Annotated in this window: 12 protein-coding genes; 4 read left to right on the top strand and 8 right to left on the bottom strand. The window is 70.9% G+C overall.

Annotation, left to right across the window (positions count from 1 at the left end; all coding sequences use genetic code 11):
* Positions 1–201: 201 nt before the first annotated feature.
* Positions 202–960, top strand: a complete 759-nt coding sequence (locus ACF088_RS32115; RefSeq protein ID WP_392379457.1) for a TetR/AcrR family transcriptional regulator — start codon at positions 202–204, stop codon at positions 958–960.
* Positions 961–972: 12 nt separating this feature from the next.
* Here the strand turns inward: ACF088_RS32115 and ACF088_RS32110 are convergent, their stop codons facing one another.
* Entirely contained in the window at positions 973–1,578 is a 606-nt protein-coding gene (locus ACF088_RS32110) for a YdbC family protein (protein ID WP_362828897.1), read from the bottom strand.
* Between the two features lie 470 nt (positions 1,579–2,048).
* Here ACF088_RS32110 and ACF088_RS32105 point away from each other — a divergent pair, with 470 nt between their 5' ends.
* Positions 2,049–2,570, top strand: coding sequence for a TerD family protein (locus ACF088_RS32105; RefSeq protein WP_392379393.1), 522 nt, complete (start codon positions 2,049–2,051; stop codon positions 2,568–2,570).
* 187 nt (positions 2,571–2,757) lie between these two features.
* Here ACF088_RS32105 and ACF088_RS32100 read toward each other — a convergent pair whose 3' ends face one another.
* On the bottom strand, positions 2,758–5,634 hold the full coding sequence (locus ACF088_RS32100; protein WP_392379392.1) for a vitamin B12-dependent ribonucleotide reductase: 2,877 nt from the start codon (positions 5,632–5,634) through the stop codon (positions 2,758–2,760).
* A 123-nt stretch (positions 5,635–5,757) separates the two neighbouring features.
* The gene (gene nrdR, locus ACF088_RS32095; protein WP_355779723.1) at positions 5,758–6,288 is read right to left on the bottom strand and encodes a transcriptional regulator NrdR; all 531 of its coding nucleotides are present in this window, start codon (positions 6,286–6,288) and stop codon (positions 5,758–5,760) included.
* 546 nt (positions 6,289–6,834) lie between these two features.
* Here nrdR and lexA point away from each other — a divergent pair.
* The gene (gene lexA / locus ACF088_RS32090) at positions 6,835–7,632 is read left to right on the top strand and encodes a transcriptional repressor LexA (protein WP_392379391.1); all 798 of its coding nucleotides are present in this window, start codon (positions 6,835–6,837) and stop codon (positions 7,630–7,632) included.
* 279 nt (positions 7,633–7,911) lie between these two features.
* Here the strand turns inward: lexA and ACF088_RS32085 are convergent, their stop codons facing one another.
* The 5 genes from ACF088_RS32085 to ACF088_RS32065 form a co-directional block, all read right to left on the bottom strand.
* Complete coding sequence (locus tag ACF088_RS32085; protein WP_392379390.1) at positions 7,912–9,915, bottom strand: ATP-dependent DNA helicase; 2,004 nt, start codon at positions 9,913–9,915, stop codon at positions 7,912–7,914.
* A gap of 41 nt (positions 9,916–9,956) precedes the next feature.
* Positions 9,957–11,723: an IucA/IucC family protein gene (locus ACF088_RS32080; RefSeq protein WP_392379389.1), complete on the bottom strand. Its 1,767-nt coding sequence runs from the start codon at positions 11,721–11,723 to the stop codon at positions 9,957–9,959.
* Between the two features lie 105 nt (positions 11,724–11,828).
* Positions 11,829–12,548, bottom strand: a complete 720-nt coding sequence (locus ACF088_RS32075; protein ID WP_392379388.1) for a GNAT family N-acetyltransferase — start codon at positions 12,546–12,548, stop codon at positions 11,829–11,831.
* A gap of 99 nt (positions 12,549–12,647) precedes the next feature.
* A complete protein-coding gene (locus tag ACF088_RS32070) occupies positions 12,648–14,663 on the bottom strand; it encodes an IucA/IucC family protein (RefSeq protein WP_392379387.1) in 2,016 nt (671 codons plus the stop codon).
* Positions 14,660–16,054: a diaminobutyrate--2-oxoglutarate transaminase family protein gene (locus tag ACF088_RS32065; RefSeq protein ID WP_392379386.1), complete on the bottom strand. Its 1,395-nt coding sequence runs from the start codon at positions 16,052–16,054 to the stop codon at positions 14,660–14,662. The genes ACF088_RS32070 and ACF088_RS32065 overlap by 4 nt, the downstream gene beginning before the upstream one ends.
* 279 nt (positions 16,055–16,333) lie before the next feature.
* Between ACF088_RS32065 and ACF088_RS32060 the strand changes: the two genes are divergently transcribed.
* The gene (locus ACF088_RS32060; protein ID WP_392379385.1) at positions 16,334–17,524 is read left to right on the top strand and encodes a trypsin-like serine peptidase; all 1,191 of its coding nucleotides are present in this window, start codon (positions 16,334–16,336) and stop codon (positions 17,522–17,524) included.
* Positions 17,525–17,670 lie beyond the last annotated feature (146 nt).

Below are 17,670 nucleotides of genomic sequence, written 5' to 3'. Positions count from 1 at the left end.
CAGGGCGGCCGACCCCACCACCCCGGCAAGACCGCGGCGATATAAAGCGAGCAGGAGCCACCCCCAGGACCGGGCGGTGTCGCGTAATGAGATCCGAGCGGACAATCTCCCTCCCCACGCAAATGCAACCCTCGTAGCATTACAATGAGGGTGACACACTGGATCCGACTAACGCAAGAGGAGTTGCAATTGCCTGGCGAGATGGCGCCCGAGAACCGGCGCGGGTCCGAAGATTCCCCGCCCACCCCCGGCACCCGGCGCCCCGGTGGGCGCACCGCCCGCACCCGCGCCGCCGTCCGCGACGCCGTGCTGGCCGGGCTCACCGAGCACGGCTATCCGGGCTTGACCGTCGAATACGTCGCGGAGCACTCCGGCGTGCACAAAACGACGCTCTACCGGCGCTGGAAGGACATCGAGGGCCTGGTGGCGGACGCCCTCGACCTTGCGGGCGAGGACAGCTGGGTCCCACCCGACACCGGGTCCCTCGAAGGCGACCTACGCGCTCTGGCCCGCGAGGTCGTCGCTTCCTTCACCGACCCGGCAGTGGCCGCATCAGGCTCCGCGATGATCGCCGCCGCCTTCCAGTCGGAGCGGGCGGCCGTGGCGCTGCGTGACTATTACGCCGAGCGATTCAGGCGCTGCGAGGTCCTCGTCGAACGCGCCGTCCGACGCGGCGAATTGCCGGCGGCCCCGGGCACCGTGCCGGCCACCCCGGTCACCGCTCCGTCGGACACCGCCCCGCCGGATCCCGTCTCCCCCACCGCCCCGGACAGCGCCATCGACGCCGGCGCACTCGTCCGCTCCGTCTCCGCTCCGCTCTTCTTCCGCCTGTTCATCACGCGGGAGCCGGTGGACGACTCCCTCGCCGACCAGGCCGTGGCGGTCACACTTGCCGCCGCCCTCGCCGGGGCGTTCACCACCGGCACCACGGTCGGCGCATCCCCCGGCGCGGCCCCCTGACCGCACCGCCCCTCACACCGTCCACGACGGTTCGAGCTGCACCACATCGCCCGCGATCGCCCGGACATCCGCGGCTATCTGGGCCCGCAGCGCCAGCCGCTCCACCCGTTCAGGCCGGTATTTCCCCCGCTCGGCCGCCGACTGCCACATCGACAGCACCAAGAACTCCTCCCCCGGGGCCCGCCCCAGCATCCCCCGCAGCATTCCCGGCGAACCCGCCATCGCGGGGTTCCAGACCTTCTCCTGCATCAGCATGAAGTGCTCCACGCGGTCCTGACGCACCTGGCAGTGCGCCAGCCGCAGCACATCCACGTCGCCGAACGACGGACGGAAGCCCACCTTCACATCAAACTCGTGCTCGAACAGCCGCACTTGGGCGTCCTTGTACGTGCCGGCCTGGGCGGCCGCCAGCCGGTCGTGCGAGCGCGCCATGAAGGAGTCGTAAAAGGCCCGGCTCTCCCAGAAGGCCACCAGATGCGCGACGCCCGGCCGCCCCCGGCTCCACCCACCGCCCTGCCCTCGAAATCCCGGCTCACCCAGCAGCCCCGCCCATTTCCGCTGCCCCCGCTCGAACCCTCGACGGTCCACAACGGTGAGGCGAATCCACTTGACCAGCACCGCGCCATCGTACGGCCCAAGAGCGGGGCGGGATCACTGCGCGTCACATTCCGACCGGACCGAACTTCCTTACGGGCGCGGGCCGACCGGCGTCCGGACAGCACAGCCGCGGCTCCACCACCCCGGATGCCTCCGGACGCAGCCTTCCCGGAGGAGCACCCGATCAGCTGCACGCCGTACGGGAGCCCCTCCACCACTCCGCTGCGCTCCCCCACCACCGGCAGTGGTCCGCCGGATCTACCGCCTCAGGGACGAGCGGGCGCACTGAACCGACCCCGCACTCCCCTCTCCCACAGGGCGCATTCCAGCCACCCGAACCCGGGGTAAAGCACAGGTGGGGAGGGGCAGTTCACTCCGCGCGGGGGCCACCGGGCGTGGCACGATGGTCAGTCAACGGGAAGTCCCGGGAGGGGTCCGCGCGCCCGCATGGGCCGGGCCGCGTCCCCGGGAGATGACGGGAGGGAAGTCCGGTGAGCACGTTCAACAAAGGGATCGAGAAGGTCGAGGTAACGCTCAAGTGGGACCCCAGTCCCTTCGGGACGCCGGACAATGACCTCGACATCGTCGCGGCGACCTATACGGCCGATGCGCCGCACGGCGATCCGGCCTATCTGGTGCACTTCGACAGCCGGTCGCCCGACGGGACCATCACCCTCAACCGGGACAGCAGGACCGGCCAGGGGTTCGGCTCCGACGAGATCATGACCCTGGAGCTGGACCGGCTGTCCGACAGCTACACCCGGGTGGTCGTGGGGGTGGCCATCCAGCAGGGCGAGGGCCGCAAGGTATTCGGCGATATAGAGAACACGATCGTACGGATCCGCGAGGGCTACACCGATCTGGCCGAGAACGACTTCACCGAGGTCGCGGGTGCCACCGCGGCGACGGTGGCCGAATTCACCCGGGACGAGACGGGGCAGTGGCGTCTTCGCACGGCGCTCCGGGGATTTGACACCGACCCGGACGGGTTTGCCTCACTGATGGGCCGCTGACGGGGAGCGGCACAACTCCGGAGCAAGAAGCCGGAGCACGAAGGCGTAGCACGAACCGCAGCAAGAACCCGAGCGAAAAGGGGAGGGGACCGGCGCCGGCCGGTCCCCTCCCCTTCTGTCACGGACTGTCTCAGCCCGAGGCGCGGGCCCGCGCGGGAGGATGCCTCCCGCGCGGGCCCGCTCACGCTCAGCTGCAGCCGCTGGTCGACCCGCAGCCCTCGCACAGGTAGCAGCTGCCCGCCCGCTGCATCTTCGTCCCGCAGGAGAAGCACAGCGGCGCGTCGGCATTGATGCCCAGCTGCATCTCGACGAGTTCGGCGTTGGTGTGCGCCTGCTTGGGCGCAGGAGCGGCGGCGTCCTCGACGACCTTCACCGCCGGGGTGGATTCGGTCACCGGCTCCGTCCGGCGCGGCGCGGACTGCGCCAGGCCCTCGACGTCCACCTCGTCCTCGGAGGGCTCGTACGAGCCGGTCTCCAGATGGCGCTGGCGCTCCTCGACGGAGTGGATGCCGAGCGCCGAACGGGTCTCGAAGGGCAGGAAGTCCAGCGCCAGGCGGCGGAAGATGTAGTCGACGATCGACTGCGCCATCCGCACGTCCGGGTCGTCCGTCATGCCGGCCGGCTCGAAGCGCATGTTGGTGAACTTGGAGACGTAGGTCTCCAGCGGCACGCCGTACTGGAGGCCCACCGACACCGCGATGGAGAAGGCGTCCATCATGCCCGCGAGGGTCGAGCCCTGCTTGGACATCTTCAGGAAGACCTCACCGAGACCGTCGTCCGGGTAGGAGTTGGCGGTCATGTAGCCCTCGGCGCCGCCGACCGTGAAGGAGGTGGTGATGCCGGGACGGCCCTTGGGGAGGCGCTTGCGCACCGGGCGGTACTCGACGACCTTCTTCTCGGCGACCGGCTCGGCCTTCTTCTCCTCCTCCTTCTTCTTGGCGGAGAGGGGCTGGCCGACCTTGCAGTTGTCGCGGTAGATCGCCAGTGCCTTCAGGCCGAGCTTCCAGCCCTGGAAGTAGACCTCTTCGATCTCCTCGACGGTGGCCGTCTCCGGGACGTTGACCGTCTTGGAGATCGCACCGGAGAGGAAGGGCTGCGCGGCCGCCATCATGCGCACATGGCCCATGGCAGAGATCGAACGCACACCCATGGCGCAGTCGAAGACCTCGTAGTGCTCGGCCTTCAGGGCCGGGGCGTCGACGACATTGCCGTGGTCGGCGATGTGGGCGACGATCGCCTCGACCTGCTCGGGCTGGTAGCCGAGCCGCTTGAGCGCCTTGGGGACCGTGTTGTTCACGATCTGCATGGAGCCGCCGCCGACCAGCTTCTTGAACTTGACCAGGGCCAGGTCCGGCTCGACGCCCGTGGTGTCGCAGTCCATCATCAGGCCGATGGTGCCGGTCGGGGCCAGCACGGAGGCCTGCGCGTTGCGGAAGCCGTTCTTCTCGCCGAGGCGCAGCACGTCCTGCCAGGCCTCGGTGGCCGCCGCCCAGACCGGGTTGTCCAGGTCGTCCATCCGCACCGCGGTGCCGTTGGCGTCCGAGTGCTGCTTCATGACGCGCTTGTGGGCGTCCGCGTTACGGGCGTAGCCCTCGTACGGGCCGACAACCGCGGCCAGCTCGGCGGAACGCCGGTAGGAGGTGCCCGTCATCAGAGAGGTGATGGCACCGGCCAGCGCGCGGCCGCCGTCGGAGTCGTAGGCGTGGCCGGTGGCCATCAGCAGGGCGCCGAGGTTGGCGTAGCCGATGCCCAGCTGGCGGTAGGCGCGGGTGGTCTCACCGATCTTCTGGGTGGGGAAGTCGGCGAAGCAGATGGAGATGTCCATCGCGGTGATGACCAGCTCGACGACCTTGGCGAAGCGCTCGGCGTCGAAGGACTGGTTGCCCAGGTCGTCGTCGCGCAGGAACTTCAGCAGGTTGAGCGAGGCGAGGTTGCACGAGGAGTTGTCCAGGTGCATGTACTCGCTGCAGGGGTTGGACGCGGTGATCCGGCCCGACTCCGGCGAGGTGTGCCAGTGGTTGATGGTGTCGTCGTACTGGATGCCGGGGTCGGCACACGCCCATGCGGCATCCGCCATCTTGCGGAAGAGCCCCTTGGCGTCGACCTCTTCGATGACCTCACCGGTCATCCGGCCGCGCAGGCCGAACTTCGAGCCGGCCTCGACGGCCTTCATGAACTCGTCGTTCACCCGGACCGAGTTGTTGGCGTTCTGGTACTGGACGGACGTGATGTCGTCGCCGCCCAGGTCCATGTCGAAGCCCGCGTCGCGCAGCGCGCGGACCTTCTCCTCCTCCTTCACCTTGGTCTCGATGAAGGCCTCGACGTCCGGGTGGTCCACGTCCAGGACGACCATCTTGGCCGCACGGCGGGTGGCGCCGCCCGACTTGATCGTTCCGGCGGACGCATCGGCGCCGCGCATGAAGGAGACCGGACCGGAGGCGTTGCCGCCGGAGGAGAGCAGCTCCTTGGAGGAGCGGATGCGGGAGAGGTTCAGGCCGGCACCGGAACCGCCCTTGAAGATCATCCCCTCTTCCTTGTACCAGTCGAGGATCGACTCCATGGAGTCGTCGACGGAAAGGATGAAGCAGGCGCTGACCTGCTGCGGCTGCTGGGTGCCGACGTTGAACCACACCGGCGAGTTGAAGCTGAAGACCTGGTGGAGCAGGGCGTACGCCAGCTCGTGCTCAAAGATCTCGGCGTCCGCCGGCGAGGCGAAGTAACCGTTCTCCTCGCCGCTCTTGCGGTACGTCTTGACCACTCGGTCGATGAGCTGCTTGAGGCTCGCCTCACGGGTCGGGGAGCCCACCGCACCACGGAAGTACTTGCTCGTGACGATATTGACCGCGTTCACCGACCAGAAGTCGGGGAACTCGACGCCACGCTGCTCGAAATTGACCGAGCCGTCGCGCCAGTTGGTCATGACGACGTCACGAGACGCCCACTCCACCTCGTCGTACGGATGCACGCCGGGTGTGGTGTGAATGCGCTCGATACGCAGACCCTTGCTCGCCTTGCTGCCCTTGGCGCGGGAGCCTCGTGCCGGGCCGCTCGTCGTCTCTGTCATGCCGCCTCCCTGTATACGGGCAAACGCCCATATGTGCGCACTCATTCCGTGGCACGGTGTATGTCTTTCCGTACCGGGACGCCCTGCTCTCGCCCCGGTAGAGATCCTGGATGCGCGCCGAACTCAGTCGGCGGCGGTGGCGGGCACGGGAAGGGCCGGGCCGCCGGCCTCCCCGTCGGTCCCGCATTCCTGCCCGGGCGGCCCCTGCTCGCGCTGCTCACGCAGCTCGGCGATGGCCGCCTCGAAGTCCTCAAGTGAATCGAAGGCCCGGTAAACGGACGCGAAGCGCAGGTACGCGACGAGGTCGAGTTCCTGCAACGGGCCCAGTATGGCGAGCCCGACGTCATGGGTGGAGAGCTCGGCGCTGCCGGTGGCGCGCACCGCCTCCTCGACCCGCTGGCCGAGCTTGGCGAGGGCGTCCTCGGTGACCGGGCGCCCCTGGCACGCCTTGCGCACTCCCGCGATGACCTTGTTGCGGCTGAAGGGCTCGGTGACCCCGCTCCGCTTGATCACCATCAGCGACGCCGTCTCGATGGTCGTGAAACGGCGGGAGCAATCCGGGCACTGGCGGCGCCGGCGGATCGCTGTCCCGTCATCGGTGGTGCGACTGTCGACGACCCGGCTGTCCGGGTGCCTGCAGAAGGGGCAGTGCATGGCTCCACCCTCCTCACCCTCGATATACGGACGTACGTACGCCAACGAACCCGGCGTACGGCAACAGACCTCCGGCCGGTCCGTACGGGCCCTTCGGAGCAGCCTCCAGCATAGGCGATTCCCGACCCCCGGAGGGACCAGGCACCACAACTTCTGGGTAACCGATCGCATCTAACCACTAGATGTGGTGTCGGGGCGCTTACATCTGCCTACCGCGTGTCGCAGCGGCGACGGGCCGGACGGTCGCCCATGAGAGTACGGGAAGCCACCCGGCCGGCCGCGCGGCGGGGCGAAGATGACAGAATCGGCCGGGTCGCGACGGCCTCCACCGACCCCCTTGACGCGTCGGCGGCCCGACGCACCGGACGGCCGGGACATCCGGGCGACAGCGCCCGGCCGGGGCCGGAATCACCGCTCGGCCATACACCCAGCCACTCGATCCGGGCAGCCATTCGCCGAATATTTCACTCGAACGTGTGTTTGGCGCAACCTTTCGAAAGCAACTACCGTTGGCTAACTAGGGAGAACATTTCGAGAGGGGCCGACGTGACCACCACCGCAGACAGCGCGACCATCACCGCACAAAGCCACTCGCAGAGCCGGTTCGATCCGCAACAGGCACAGCGGCCGCCGATGGACGACGCCACGTCGGACTCCGAAGAGCAGAAGCCGGCTCGCTCACTGCCCGGCCGGCCCCCAGGGATCCGGGCCGACAGTTCCGGACTCACCGACCGCCAGCGCCGGGTGATCGAGGTGATCCGGGATTCGGTGCAGCGGCGCGGCTACCCGCCGTCCATGCGCGAGATCGGCCAGGCCGTCGGGCTGTCCAGCACCTCGTCGGTCGCCCACCAGCTCATGGCTCTGGAGCGCAAGGGCTTCCTGCGGCGCGACCCGCACCGCCCCCGGGCGTACGAGGTCCGCGGGTCGGACCAGACCACCGCTGCCGCGACGGAGACCGCCGGCAAGCCCGCCGCCTCCTACGTCCCGCTGGTCGGCCGGATCGCCGCCGGTGGCCCGATCCTCGCGGAGGAGTCGGTCGAGGATGTTTTCCCGCTCCCCCGCCAGCTCGTCGGCGACGGCGAACTGTTCGTCCTGAAGGTCGTCGGCGACTCCATGATCGAAGCCGCGATCTGCGACGGCGACTGGGTCACGGTCCGCCGCCAGCCGGTCGCCGAGAACGGTGACATCGTGGCCGCCATGCTGGACGGCGAAGCCACCGTCAAGCGCTTCAAGCGCGAGGACGGCCATGTGTGGCTGCTGCCGCACAACGCCGCGTACCAGCCGATCCCCGGCGACGAAGCAACCATTCTCGGCAAGGTGGTGGCGGTGCTGCGCCGCGTCTGACCTACCCCTCACGACCGAGCCCCGGAACCACTGCGCCGGTTCCGGGGCTTGGTTTTGCCGTCCCCGTTTTGCCGCCCTTGTTTCGTCGCCCCTGTTTCGCCGTCTCCCTTTGTCGCCGGGCCTCGGCCGCTCGCGGGGAGGTGGCTGAGGTCCGGTCGGGGTTGCTCACATGGCAGTCGCAGACCGGCCGGGCCGCTGGAGAGCCAAGGGTGGCGTCTGAAGCAGCCCGACGCACCGGGCCCTGGGTGATCCGAAAAACACCCGCGGGGAACGATCCACCTAGGGGGTGTCCGCTGCCGGCTTTGCCGCTTCAGGTGATGGCTCCGCCTTTGCCGCAGCGTCGATGGCCGCGAGGGAGCGGCGGACCTGGTTGCGGTCGGTGGTGTACCAGAACTCGGGCATCGACGTGCGGAGGAAGGAGCCGTACCGGGCCCGCTCCACCCGGGGGTCGAGGACGGCGACCACGCCGCGGTCACCGGTGGCACGGACCAGGCGGCCGGCGCCCTGGGCCATCAGCAGCGCGGCATGGGTGGCGGCGACCGCCATGAAGCCATTGCCGCCGGCCTCCTCCACGGCCTTCTGCCGGGCACTCATCAGCGGGTCGTCCGGGCGGGGGAACGGCACCCGGTCCATCACTACCAGCTGGCAGTTCGCACCCGGAACATCGACGCCCTGCCACAGGGACAGCGTGCCGAACAGGCACGTAGGGGCGTCGGAGGCAAAGGTCCGGATCAGCTCGCCGAGTGTCTCCTCGCCCTGGAGCAGGATCGGCACGTCCAGCCGGCCGCGCAGCTCCTCGGCGGCGGCCTGGGCCGCGCGCATGGAGGAGAAGAGACCGAGGGTGCGGCCGCCGGCGGCCTCGATCAGCTCGGTGAGTTCATCGAGCATGTCGGTGCGGCTGCCCTCGCGGCCCGGCTGAGCGAGGTGCTTGGCGACGTAGAGGATGCCCTGCTTGGAATAGTCGAAGGGGGAGCCGACGTCCAGGCCCTTCCAGGGCGGGACGTCCTCGCCCTCGGTGCCCTCGGGAGCCAGCCCCAGGGAGGCCGCGACCCCGTTGAAGTCGCCGCCCAGCTTGAGGGTGGCGGAGGTGAGGGTCACCGAGCGATCGTCGAAGAGCTTCTCGCGCAGCAGCCCCGAGACGGACAGCGGGGCCACCCGGAGGGACGCGCCGAAGCGGTCGTGGCGTTCGTACCAGACCACGTCGTACTCGGAGCCGTTGGCGATGCGCTCGGCGACGGCGTGGACGTTCTCCACCGAGGCGAGGGCCTGTTTGCGGACGGCGTCCTCGTCCTGGACCGACTTGTCACGGGTCGAGCCGAGCGCCGAGATGACCGTACGGGCCGCGTCCCGCAGTGCCATCAGGCAGTAGCCGAGATCCTCGGGGATCTCTTCGAGGCGGCCGGGCAGGGCCAGCTCCATGAGGCGCTCAAAGGTCTCCGAGGCGGTCTGGAGCTGGTCGGCGGCCTTTTCGTTGACGAGCTTGGCGGCCCGGCGGACGGCACGGTTGACCTGGCCGGGGGTGAGCTCGCCGGTGGCGACGCCGGTGACCCGGGAAACCAGCTCATGGGCCTCGTCGATGATCAGGACCTCGTGCTGCGGAAGGACCGGCGCGCCCTCGATCGCGTCGATGGCGAGCAGCGCGTGGTTGGTGACGACGACATCGGCGAGCTTGGCGCGCTCCCGGGCGGCCTCGGCGAAGCACTCCGCCCCGTAGGCGCACTTCGAGGCGCCCAGGCACTCCCGGGAGGAGACCGAGACCTGGCCCCAGGCCCGGTCGGAGACTCCGGGGGTCAGCGCGTCACGGTCGCCGGTCTCGGTCTCGTCCGCCCAGTCGCGCAGCCGCAGCAGGTCCTTGCCGAGCTTGCTGGTCGGCGTCGCCTGCTCGAAGACGTCGAAGAGCCCGTCCTCCTCTTCCTGGGGTACGCCCTCATGGAGGCGGTGCAGGCACAGGTAATTGGAGCGGCCCTTGAGCATGGCGAACTCGGGGCGACGGCGCAGCAGCGGATGCAGCGCCTCGACCGTACGCGGCAGATCGCGCTCGACGAGCTGGCGCTGCAGCGCCAGGGTGGCCGTGGCGACCACCACTCTCTCGCCGTGCGCGAGCGCCGGCACCAGATAGCCGAGGGACTTTCCGGTGCCGGTGCCGGCCTGCACCAGCAGATGGGCCTGTTCGTCCACGGCCTCGGCAACGGCCTCGGCCATCGCCACCTGGCCGGGGCGCTCGGTGCCGCCGACGGCAGTGACGGCGGCGTGGAGCAGATCGGGGAGAGAGGGCTTCGTCATAGCGTGGCAAGCCTACGCGGGACCACTGACAGCCGGCCCGGTCACGGGTGGTGGAGCGGATTGGGGACGGTGCCGTGCACGGCCGCGTGCGGGCGGTCACGGCGGTCCCGGTAGCCGTCCACATGCAGACGGTTGCGGTTCAGGCACAGCCGCTCGATGCGCGGGGTGAGCAGGTCGAAGGTCTCGTACCGCTCCTTGAGGGCCGGGAAGCGCTCGTGGTGGCGCAGGATCTCTGCCCGTACGAGTGACCAGAACGCGGCCTCGGGGACGTCCAGTTGGTCCGCACACAGCGGCGCGAGGTAGCGGAACACGCCGACGAACAGACCGGAGTGGATGAACTGGGTGAGGAAGGAGGGCGGTTCGGTCAGCAGCACCGCCCGTACGTCGTCCGGCATGGAGTCGTGCTCCGGGAGCGGCCGGGAGCTGGTGTTGACGTCGTCGACGAAGTCCTTGACCGCGAGGCGGGTGGGGACGTCGTGCTCGTCGAAGACGACGATGGCGTTCTCGCCGTGCGGGGAGAAGACCGTGCCGTAGCGGTAGAGGAAGTGCAGCAGCGGCGGCAGCAGGGCCGCGAACAGCCGTGCCAGCCAGTCGCGCGGGGCCAGCCCCGAGCGGCGCACCAGCTCCGCGGTCAGGGCACGCCCCCGGGGATCGGTCTGCAGCAGAGCGGCCAGGGTGCGGGCGCGTTCGCCGGGGTCCAGATGACCGCTGACCGGCTCGCGCCAGATGCAGCCGAGCAGCTCCTTGAACTGGTACGGGACGCCGGGGAGCCGGTCGTAGAGGGGGTGCTCGACGGTGACCGAGGCGGTCTCGCCGAGCAGGATCACCCGGGTCTCGTCGCGGAGATAGGGGTCGGCGTCGCGCAGGCCGTGGACCCAGCGGGTGACGGCGGGCGCGGCGAGGGTGCGCTCGGTGGGCAGCCCGCGCCAGACGAGGGTGTTGAGGATGGACAGCGGCAGTTTGACCGTACGGGCCCGTGGGCGGCTGAGGTTGAGGAAGGTACGGATCGACTGCTGCGGCAGGCGGAGGTCGTTGTCAGTGGGCAGCGCGATGATGGATCTGTCGGCGAGTTGCGGGGCGAAGAGCGGGGCGATGGTCTCGTCCCACTGCCAGGGGTGGACGGGGAGGTAGAGGTAGTCGGCGGGGTCGTGGCCCTCGTCGGCGATGGTGCGGGCGAAGGCGTGACGGGTGGCGGGGTCGAGCTCCTCGCCGTAGAGACGGTCGGGGGTGGCCAGGGTGGGGATACCGCGGTAGTGGGCGATGCTGTGGTGCGCGGCGAGCCAGGGCAGGCGCTGGGGTGTGCGGGCTTCGGGGGCCCAGGTCGCCGCGTCGTGCGCGGAGAAGCCGAGCCGGCCCTTGTTCGCGACGAGCCAGGGGTGGCCGGTCTGGTGGCCTTCGAGGGTGGCGTAGTCCAGGTCGGCGAGGTCGGCGGCGCTGACGGCGGTGGCGTCGAGCCGGGTGTCGGCGGCGAGGGTGGCGGTCAGCTCGCGGATGAGATGGCCGGTGGTGTCGCCGGACAGGCCCAGCACGGTGTCGTGGGCGTGGGTGAGGAAGCGGAAGGGATCGGCGTCGGGGGTGATCGAATCGGGGTCGACGCGCCAGTGTCCGTAGGCGCCGCGGCGGGCGCGGAAGCGGTAGACCAGGCCGTCGGTGACCGGCAGGCGGTATTGCGGGGTGCCGTCGGGTGCGGTGCCGTCGGCTTCGGGGGTGAGGACTTCCTCGTACGCGAACTCCGCCAGGGTCTTGGCGAACAGTCGGCGCGCGGCGTGCTGCCAGGCGCTGTGCGAAGGCTGGGGCTCGGGCGACAAGGCGGGCTCCTCGAAGCGGGGCCGCCCCGGCACGTACGGGGGACAACCGGGGCAGCGGGGGTGGACGACGGACCGGAGCGGGGCCGTCGGCGGACGGCCCCGGAGTCAGAACAGGTGGCGGTGGGCGCGGTCGCGGACCATCAACGCCGCGCGTTTGCCGGGCAGTTCGATCTCGTCGCCGTAGCGGAATCCCGCGCTCAGGAAGGCCGCGACGGAGGCGGTGTTGCGCAGATCGGGCTCGGCGAGGACCCGTGCGCACTGCGGCCGGTGGTCGAGTACGAGATCGGCGGCGGCACGCAGCAGCATGCCGCCCAGCCCGCGTCCCCGGTCGCCGGCGCCGCCGATCAGCAGATGGACACCGGTGTCCTGGGGGCGGGCCGGATAGCAGCGGGCGAGGGGGTCCAGATCCGCGCGGTAGATCTCCCAGTAGCTCATCGGGACACCGGCCAGCACCCCCAGGCAGGGCACACTGCGGCCGTCACCGTCGAGCTGGCCGCGCAGATGGGCCGCGGTGGTCTCCGGCGGGCCCGCCAGTTCCCAGAAGGCCGCCACGGCCGGATCGTTCATCCAGCCGGCGATCCGGTCGAGATCGCGGGCCGGCCGGACGGGGACGAGCTCGAACGGCCCGGCGGGGGTGCCGGCCGCTCCCCAGCCCGCCAGGTTGTCGAGAAGCGGGCCGGCGCCCGGGACGTCCGGGGACAGCTGCTGCCCGTGCCCCTCGGCCTGCCCGTGCCCCTCGGCGGACAGCGCGCCGAATTCGGGCGGGAGCTGCAGGTCGAGGGTGTCATCGGAGCTGGAACCGAGGCCGGAATCGGTGGGTGGCACGGCGACTCTCCTCTCGTGGCCACGTGCCGCGTGGCCTGGTGGGTCGCGGGGCGCCGGGGAAGGGGGCGGAAGGCTGCTGTCGGAGGTTGCGGTGGGCGGCTACGGGGCGAGGGGGTTGGGCAGGGTGACGTAGACGGACTGGGTTTCGACCGGCCCGACGAGTTCGTCCAGGCCGTGCAGCCGGGTCGCCAGGTTGGCCTTGCAGCGCAGCGTGCGGGCGGCGAGCAACTGCTCCGGGAGCGGGGAGCGGTGCGCCTGCGGGGCCGCGGCGGCATCGGCCAGGAATCGCCGGAAGGCGGCGAGCAGGATCTCCTCGCGGACCAGGCGCTGGGAGCCGAAGGCTCCGATGAGGCCGAGGACGTTGTTGATGCCGAGGTAGTAGGCGAAGCGTTCGTCGGTGACGTCGTCGGCGACGAAGCTGTCGCTGGCCGCGCCGATACCGGGCAGCCGCCGCTCCAGCTCGGCGCGGCGGGAGGCGCGGAAGTAGTAGCCCTGGTTGTCGCGGTAGCGGCCGCCCACCGGCCAGCCGTCGGGGTCCAGCAGCACCACGGTGTTCTGCTGGTGGGCTTCGAGCACGATGCCGGCCGTGCCGTCGAGCCACAGCACGGGCCGTACGACTGCTTCGAGGTAGCGCAGGAACCACTCGGTGGCCACCGCCCCCAGGGGGCGGCCGGTGCGCGCGCCGAGCGTACCGACGAGGCCTTCGAGCCGGGAGCGCACGCCCGAGCGGCCGGGCCAGGGCCGCAGGGAGGTGAGGCCGGCGATGCACACGGCGTCGTCGGTGGTGCTGAAGGGGTTGTGGCGGATGACCGCATCGAGCCCCTGGACGGGTGCGCCGTCGGGGCCGTCGACGGCGAGATAGGCCGGGTCGCGGACGATGTCGAAGCCGGGGTGGACGGTCTGCCACTGCTCGGCGAGGCCGGTGCGCAGCAGTCGGTGCACCTCGACACCGCGGGCCAGTTCCTTGCGGAGGTTCTCCCGGCGGGAGTTGGTGATGCGCAGCCCGAGGGAGAGCTTCAGCATGGCGTTCGCGCCGGGACGGTAGACCGTCCGGACGGAGGAGGTGGGGTGCCAGAGCGGGCCGTGGGCGCCGAGGTCGTACAGCAGGCCGGCCTCGCGGAGGGCGGCGATGTCGGGGCGGTCGGCGAGCTCCCTGGCCTGCCAGGGGTGCAGCGGCAACGGCACGGTGTCGCCGGGGAGCCGGAGGCCGTCCCCGGCGAGGCCCCTGGCGAGCTGCTCGGCCGGTACGGGCTTGCCGCGTTCGGTCCAGGCGGAGTCGGCGGCCAGGACGGAGCGGTGCACGGCGGTCCAGTGGAGCGGGAAGGCGCCGCGGAGTTCGGGCGAATAGGCCCGGGTCTCGGCCGCGGAGAGTCCTTCACGGCTCTTGGGTGTGGGGTGCAGCGGGTGGCCGAGCAGAAGGGACTGTTCGGCTTCGAGGAAGAGGGCGCCGTGGTCGTCGGCGGGCCGGGCACGGCGATCGGTGAGGAAAAGGGCGACATTGCGTACGGAGTTGGCGACCCGGCCGACGAGTTCGGCGCCGCCGCCGTCCGGTGCCTGCCGGCGCTCGCCGTCCGGGTCCGGCCGCTCGTCGGTGTCCGCCACCCGGTGCTCGCCGCCGTCGGAGGCCCGGCGGTCGCCGTATGCGGCCTCCCGGCGCAGCAGCGCGGCGAGGGTGACGGCGTCCAGCGGGGCGGCCCCGGCCGGGGCGCCCTCCAGGGTGGGGGCGCCCAGGCGGTGCCAGCCCGTGGGCGACCAGTAGCGGACGGGGATGTGCAGGGCGCCCGCGGCGGCACGCAAGGGGATCACCACCCCGCCGTCGGCAGGGTGGTGGGTGCCGCTCTCCCGGAGCCAGCAGCGCAGCAGGTGCTCGATGCCCGCGGCGTCGGCGGCGACCGCCGGGTCCGGGTGATCGAGGGGGTCGTGGTCACCGGACACCCGGGCGCGGTCGTAAGGGCCGGGGGCGGCCCGGTCCGCGGCCTCGTGAGTCTGCTGGTGGCAGGCGGCGTCGGGGGCGCGCCGATGCTGGCGGGGTACCGACTCGATCGTGCCCGCGCCCTGGTGGGCGGGGACGCGCTCGGCGGGCTGGCCACCGTCGGGGCCGGGGCGTTCGTTCATGGGGAGGTGCCTCGCATTGTCGTGGGGGACGAGCCCGTCGGCCCGGGGGTGGTGCGGACCGCCGCCGTGAGGGCGTCGGCGAGGCGGTCGAGGATGGCGTCCGCCTGTTCGTCGGTGATGGTCAGGGGTGGCAGCAGCCGGACGACGGCGGACTGCCTGCCGACCGGTTCGACGATCAGGCCGCGATCCAGGCAGGCCTGCTGGACGGCCGCCGCGAGCTGCGGGTCGGCGGGTCGGGCGCCCGTGGCGTCGGCGTCGGCGGTGCGGTCGACGAGCTCGATGCCGAGCATCAGTCCGCGGCCGCGGACGTCGCCGATGCAGTCGTGGGAGGCGGCGAGGGAGGTGAGGCGGTCGAGCATCCGGGCGCCGAGTTCCGCGGCGCGCCGGTCGAGGCCGTTCGTGCGGACGTAGGCGAGGGTGGCGGCGCCGGCGGCCATGGCGAGCTGGTTGCCGCGGAAGGTGCCGGCGTGTGCACCGGGCTGCCAGGCGTCGAGTTCCTCGCGGTAGACGATCACGGCGAGCGGCAGGCTGCCGCCGATCGCCTTCGACAGCACGATCACATCGGGCACGATGCCGCTGTGGTCGACCGCCCAGAAGGCGCCGGTGCGGCCGACACCGGTCTGTACCTCGTCCACGATCAGCGGGATCCGCCGGGCGGCGGTGATCTCCCGCATCCGCCGCAGCCAGCCGTCCGGCGCGGGGATCACCCCGCCCTCGCCCTGGACGGGTTCCAGGATCATCCCGGCCGGAGAGGACACCCCGCTCTTGTCGTCGTCGAGCAGGCTCTGTGTCCAGCGCGCGGAGAGCTCGGCGCCGCGCTCTCCGCCGGTCTGGAAGGGGCAGCGGTAGTCGTACGGATAGGGCAGCCGGACCACGCTGGTGTGCCGGGCTCCCCCGGACGCGGCGAGCGCCTCCGAGGTCATGCCGTGGTAGGCGCCGGAGAACGCCATCAGGCCGTCCCGGCCGGTCGCGGTGCGGACGAGTTTGAAGGCGGCCTCGACGGCGTCCGTGCCGGCCGGGCCGCAGAACTGGATGCGCCCCTTTTCGGCCAACTCCCCGGGCAGCGTGGCGAAGAGCTCGGTGGTGAAGGCGTCCTTGACGGGGGTGGCCAGGTCGAGGACGTGCAGCGGCGCGCCGGAGTCGAGGACCGACCGGATCGCTTCGAGCACCACCGGGTGGTTGTGGCCGAGCGCCAGCGCGCCGGCGCCGGAGAGGCAGTCGAGATAGCGCCTGCCGTCGGCGCCCTCGATGGTCAGCCCGCGGGCGCGCACCGGGACGATGGGCAGCGAGCGCGCGTAGGTACGGGCGGCGGACTCGCGCAGGGACTGCCGCCGCAGGATCCCCTCATGGGCCGGCGGCACGGCCGCCGGCACGGTTTCGGTCAACGCCACGGCAGTTGTGTCCTCCTGCTGGTGAGCTGCTGGTGCCGCGCGGGCTGGGGCAGCCCGGGACGTCCCCCGTACGTACCAACGACGGCGGCGACCCGGGATCACGGTTGTCGGCAAGATCCTTGATGGCGTGGAACCGGGGACCCGAGTACCGCCGTCCCCATCGTCACCGGCATAGTGGGGTGTTGCGCCGGGATCTTGAGGTTCATGACAAAGACAGACCGGTCCAACACCGAACAAGCCACACCGGCTCAGTCCGGATTCACCAGGGGGAGCTCACCCATGCGATCCATACGTCGGCCAGTCCTGGCCGCCGCCGCCCTCAGCGCTGTCGTGGCACTCACCGCCACCGGCTGCGGACCCGAGAGCGACAACGCGGACGCCAAGCCCGGCCAGTCCGCGGCGCAGGACTCCACGGGCGGGGGTGACTTCAAGATTCCTCAGGACATCCAGGACAAGCTGAAGGAGCACGGCTTCGACCTGGACAAGTGGAAGAACGGCGAGTGGAAGAACTGGAACCGGGACAAGTGGCTCCGGGAGGCCGGGGAGTTCATCAACCCGATCATCAAGGACTTCTGGGACAAGGACAAGATCGACAAGGTCAAGCCGCCCCAGGACCCCAGCAAGCCCGAGGACATCTCGGAGGACCAGGGCAAGACCGACCCTGAGCCCGCCGCCGTCCCGGCTCAGGCCGTCAAGACCCCGTACACCTCGACCGCTCCCGGTGTGGGCCTGCTGCTGTTCAGCACCCCCGAGGGCGGGTCGCGTTGCTCGGCCACCGTCGTCAAGGACCCCGCACACCCCGGTAAGTCCAACCTCGTGTGGACCGCGGCGCACTGTGTGCACGCCGGCAAGAGCGGCGGCTGGTACCGCAACATGATGTTCGTGCCGAACTTCAACAAGACCGGTGGCAGCGCCGGCCAGTTGAAGGGCAAGCCCTACGAGGACCGGGTCCCGTCGGGCAAGTGGTGGGCGGACGACATGGCGACGTCCCAGCAGTGGATCAAGGCCGGTGGCGCCGTTCCGGGTGTGCCGATGGCTCCGTACGACTTCGCGCTGATGCATGTGAAGCCGGAGGAGAGCACGGGTGGCAAGTCGCTGGAGGAGGTGGCCGGCGGTGCGTACGCGGTCGACTTCAACGCGCCCGCGATGGCCAAGATCCCGAGCCTGACCGCGCAGGGCTACCCCGCGGAGCCGCCCTTCGACGGTGCGGCCGAGCAGCAGTGCACCGACAAGCCGACCCGTCTGTCGATGGACGCCCAGAAGCCGACCATGTACCGGATCGGCTGCACCATGACCGGTGGTTCCTCCGGCGGCCCCTGGTTCGCCAAGGGCAAGGACGGCAAGCCGGAACTGATCTCCAACATGTCGATGGGGCCGCGTCCGGCCCGCTGGTCCGCCGGCCCCCACCTGGGTCCCGAGGCCAAGAGCATGTTCGACACCATGAGTAAGAAGTGGGCCGCCAAGCAGTAAGCGGGTGAGGCGGGTGGTGCCGGGGACGGTGCCGCCCGCGCATCGCCTGCGGGCATCGCGCAAGGCCCGCGCCCTCGGTTTCCCGTGGGCGTGGCGCAAAGGCCCGCCCCCGGTCTCCCGGGGGCGGGCCTTGTGCTGTCCGGGCT

The organism is Streptomyces sp. NPDC015125 (assembly GCF_043080045.1).
Lineage (GTDB): Bacteria > Actinomycetota > Actinomycetes > Streptomycetales > Streptomycetaceae > Streptomyces.
The sequence above is the reverse complement of the archived record's forward strand: the minus strand, read 5'-3'. Positions and strand labels throughout refer to the sequence as shown.

Bases quoted from the DNA above. Each gene is read 5' to 3' on its own strand.
- ACF088_RS32115 (WP_392379457.1), top strand. From the start codon at position 202: ATGGCGCCCGAGAACCGGCGCGGGTCCGAAGATTCCCCGCCCACCCCC.
- ACF088_RS32100 (WP_392379392.1), bottom strand. From the start codon at position 5,634: ATGACAGAGACGACGAGCGGCCCGGCACGAGGCTCCCGCGCCAAGGGC.
- nrdR (WP_355779723.1), bottom strand. From the start codon at position 6,288: ATGCACTGCCCCTTCTGCAGGCACCCGGACAGCCGGGTCGTCGACAGT.
- ACF088_RS32085 (WP_392379390.1), bottom strand. From the start codon at position 9,915: ATGACGAAGCCCTCTCTCCCCGATCTGCTCCACGCCGCCGTCACTGCC.
- ACF088_RS32070 (WP_392379387.1), bottom strand. From the start codon at position 14,663: ATGAACGAACGCCCCGGCCCCGACGGTGGCCAGCCCGCCGAGCGCGTC.
- ACF088_RS32060 (WP_392379385.1), top strand. From the start codon at position 16,334: ATGCGATCCATACGTCGGCCAGTCCTGGCCGCCGCCGCCCTCAGCGCT.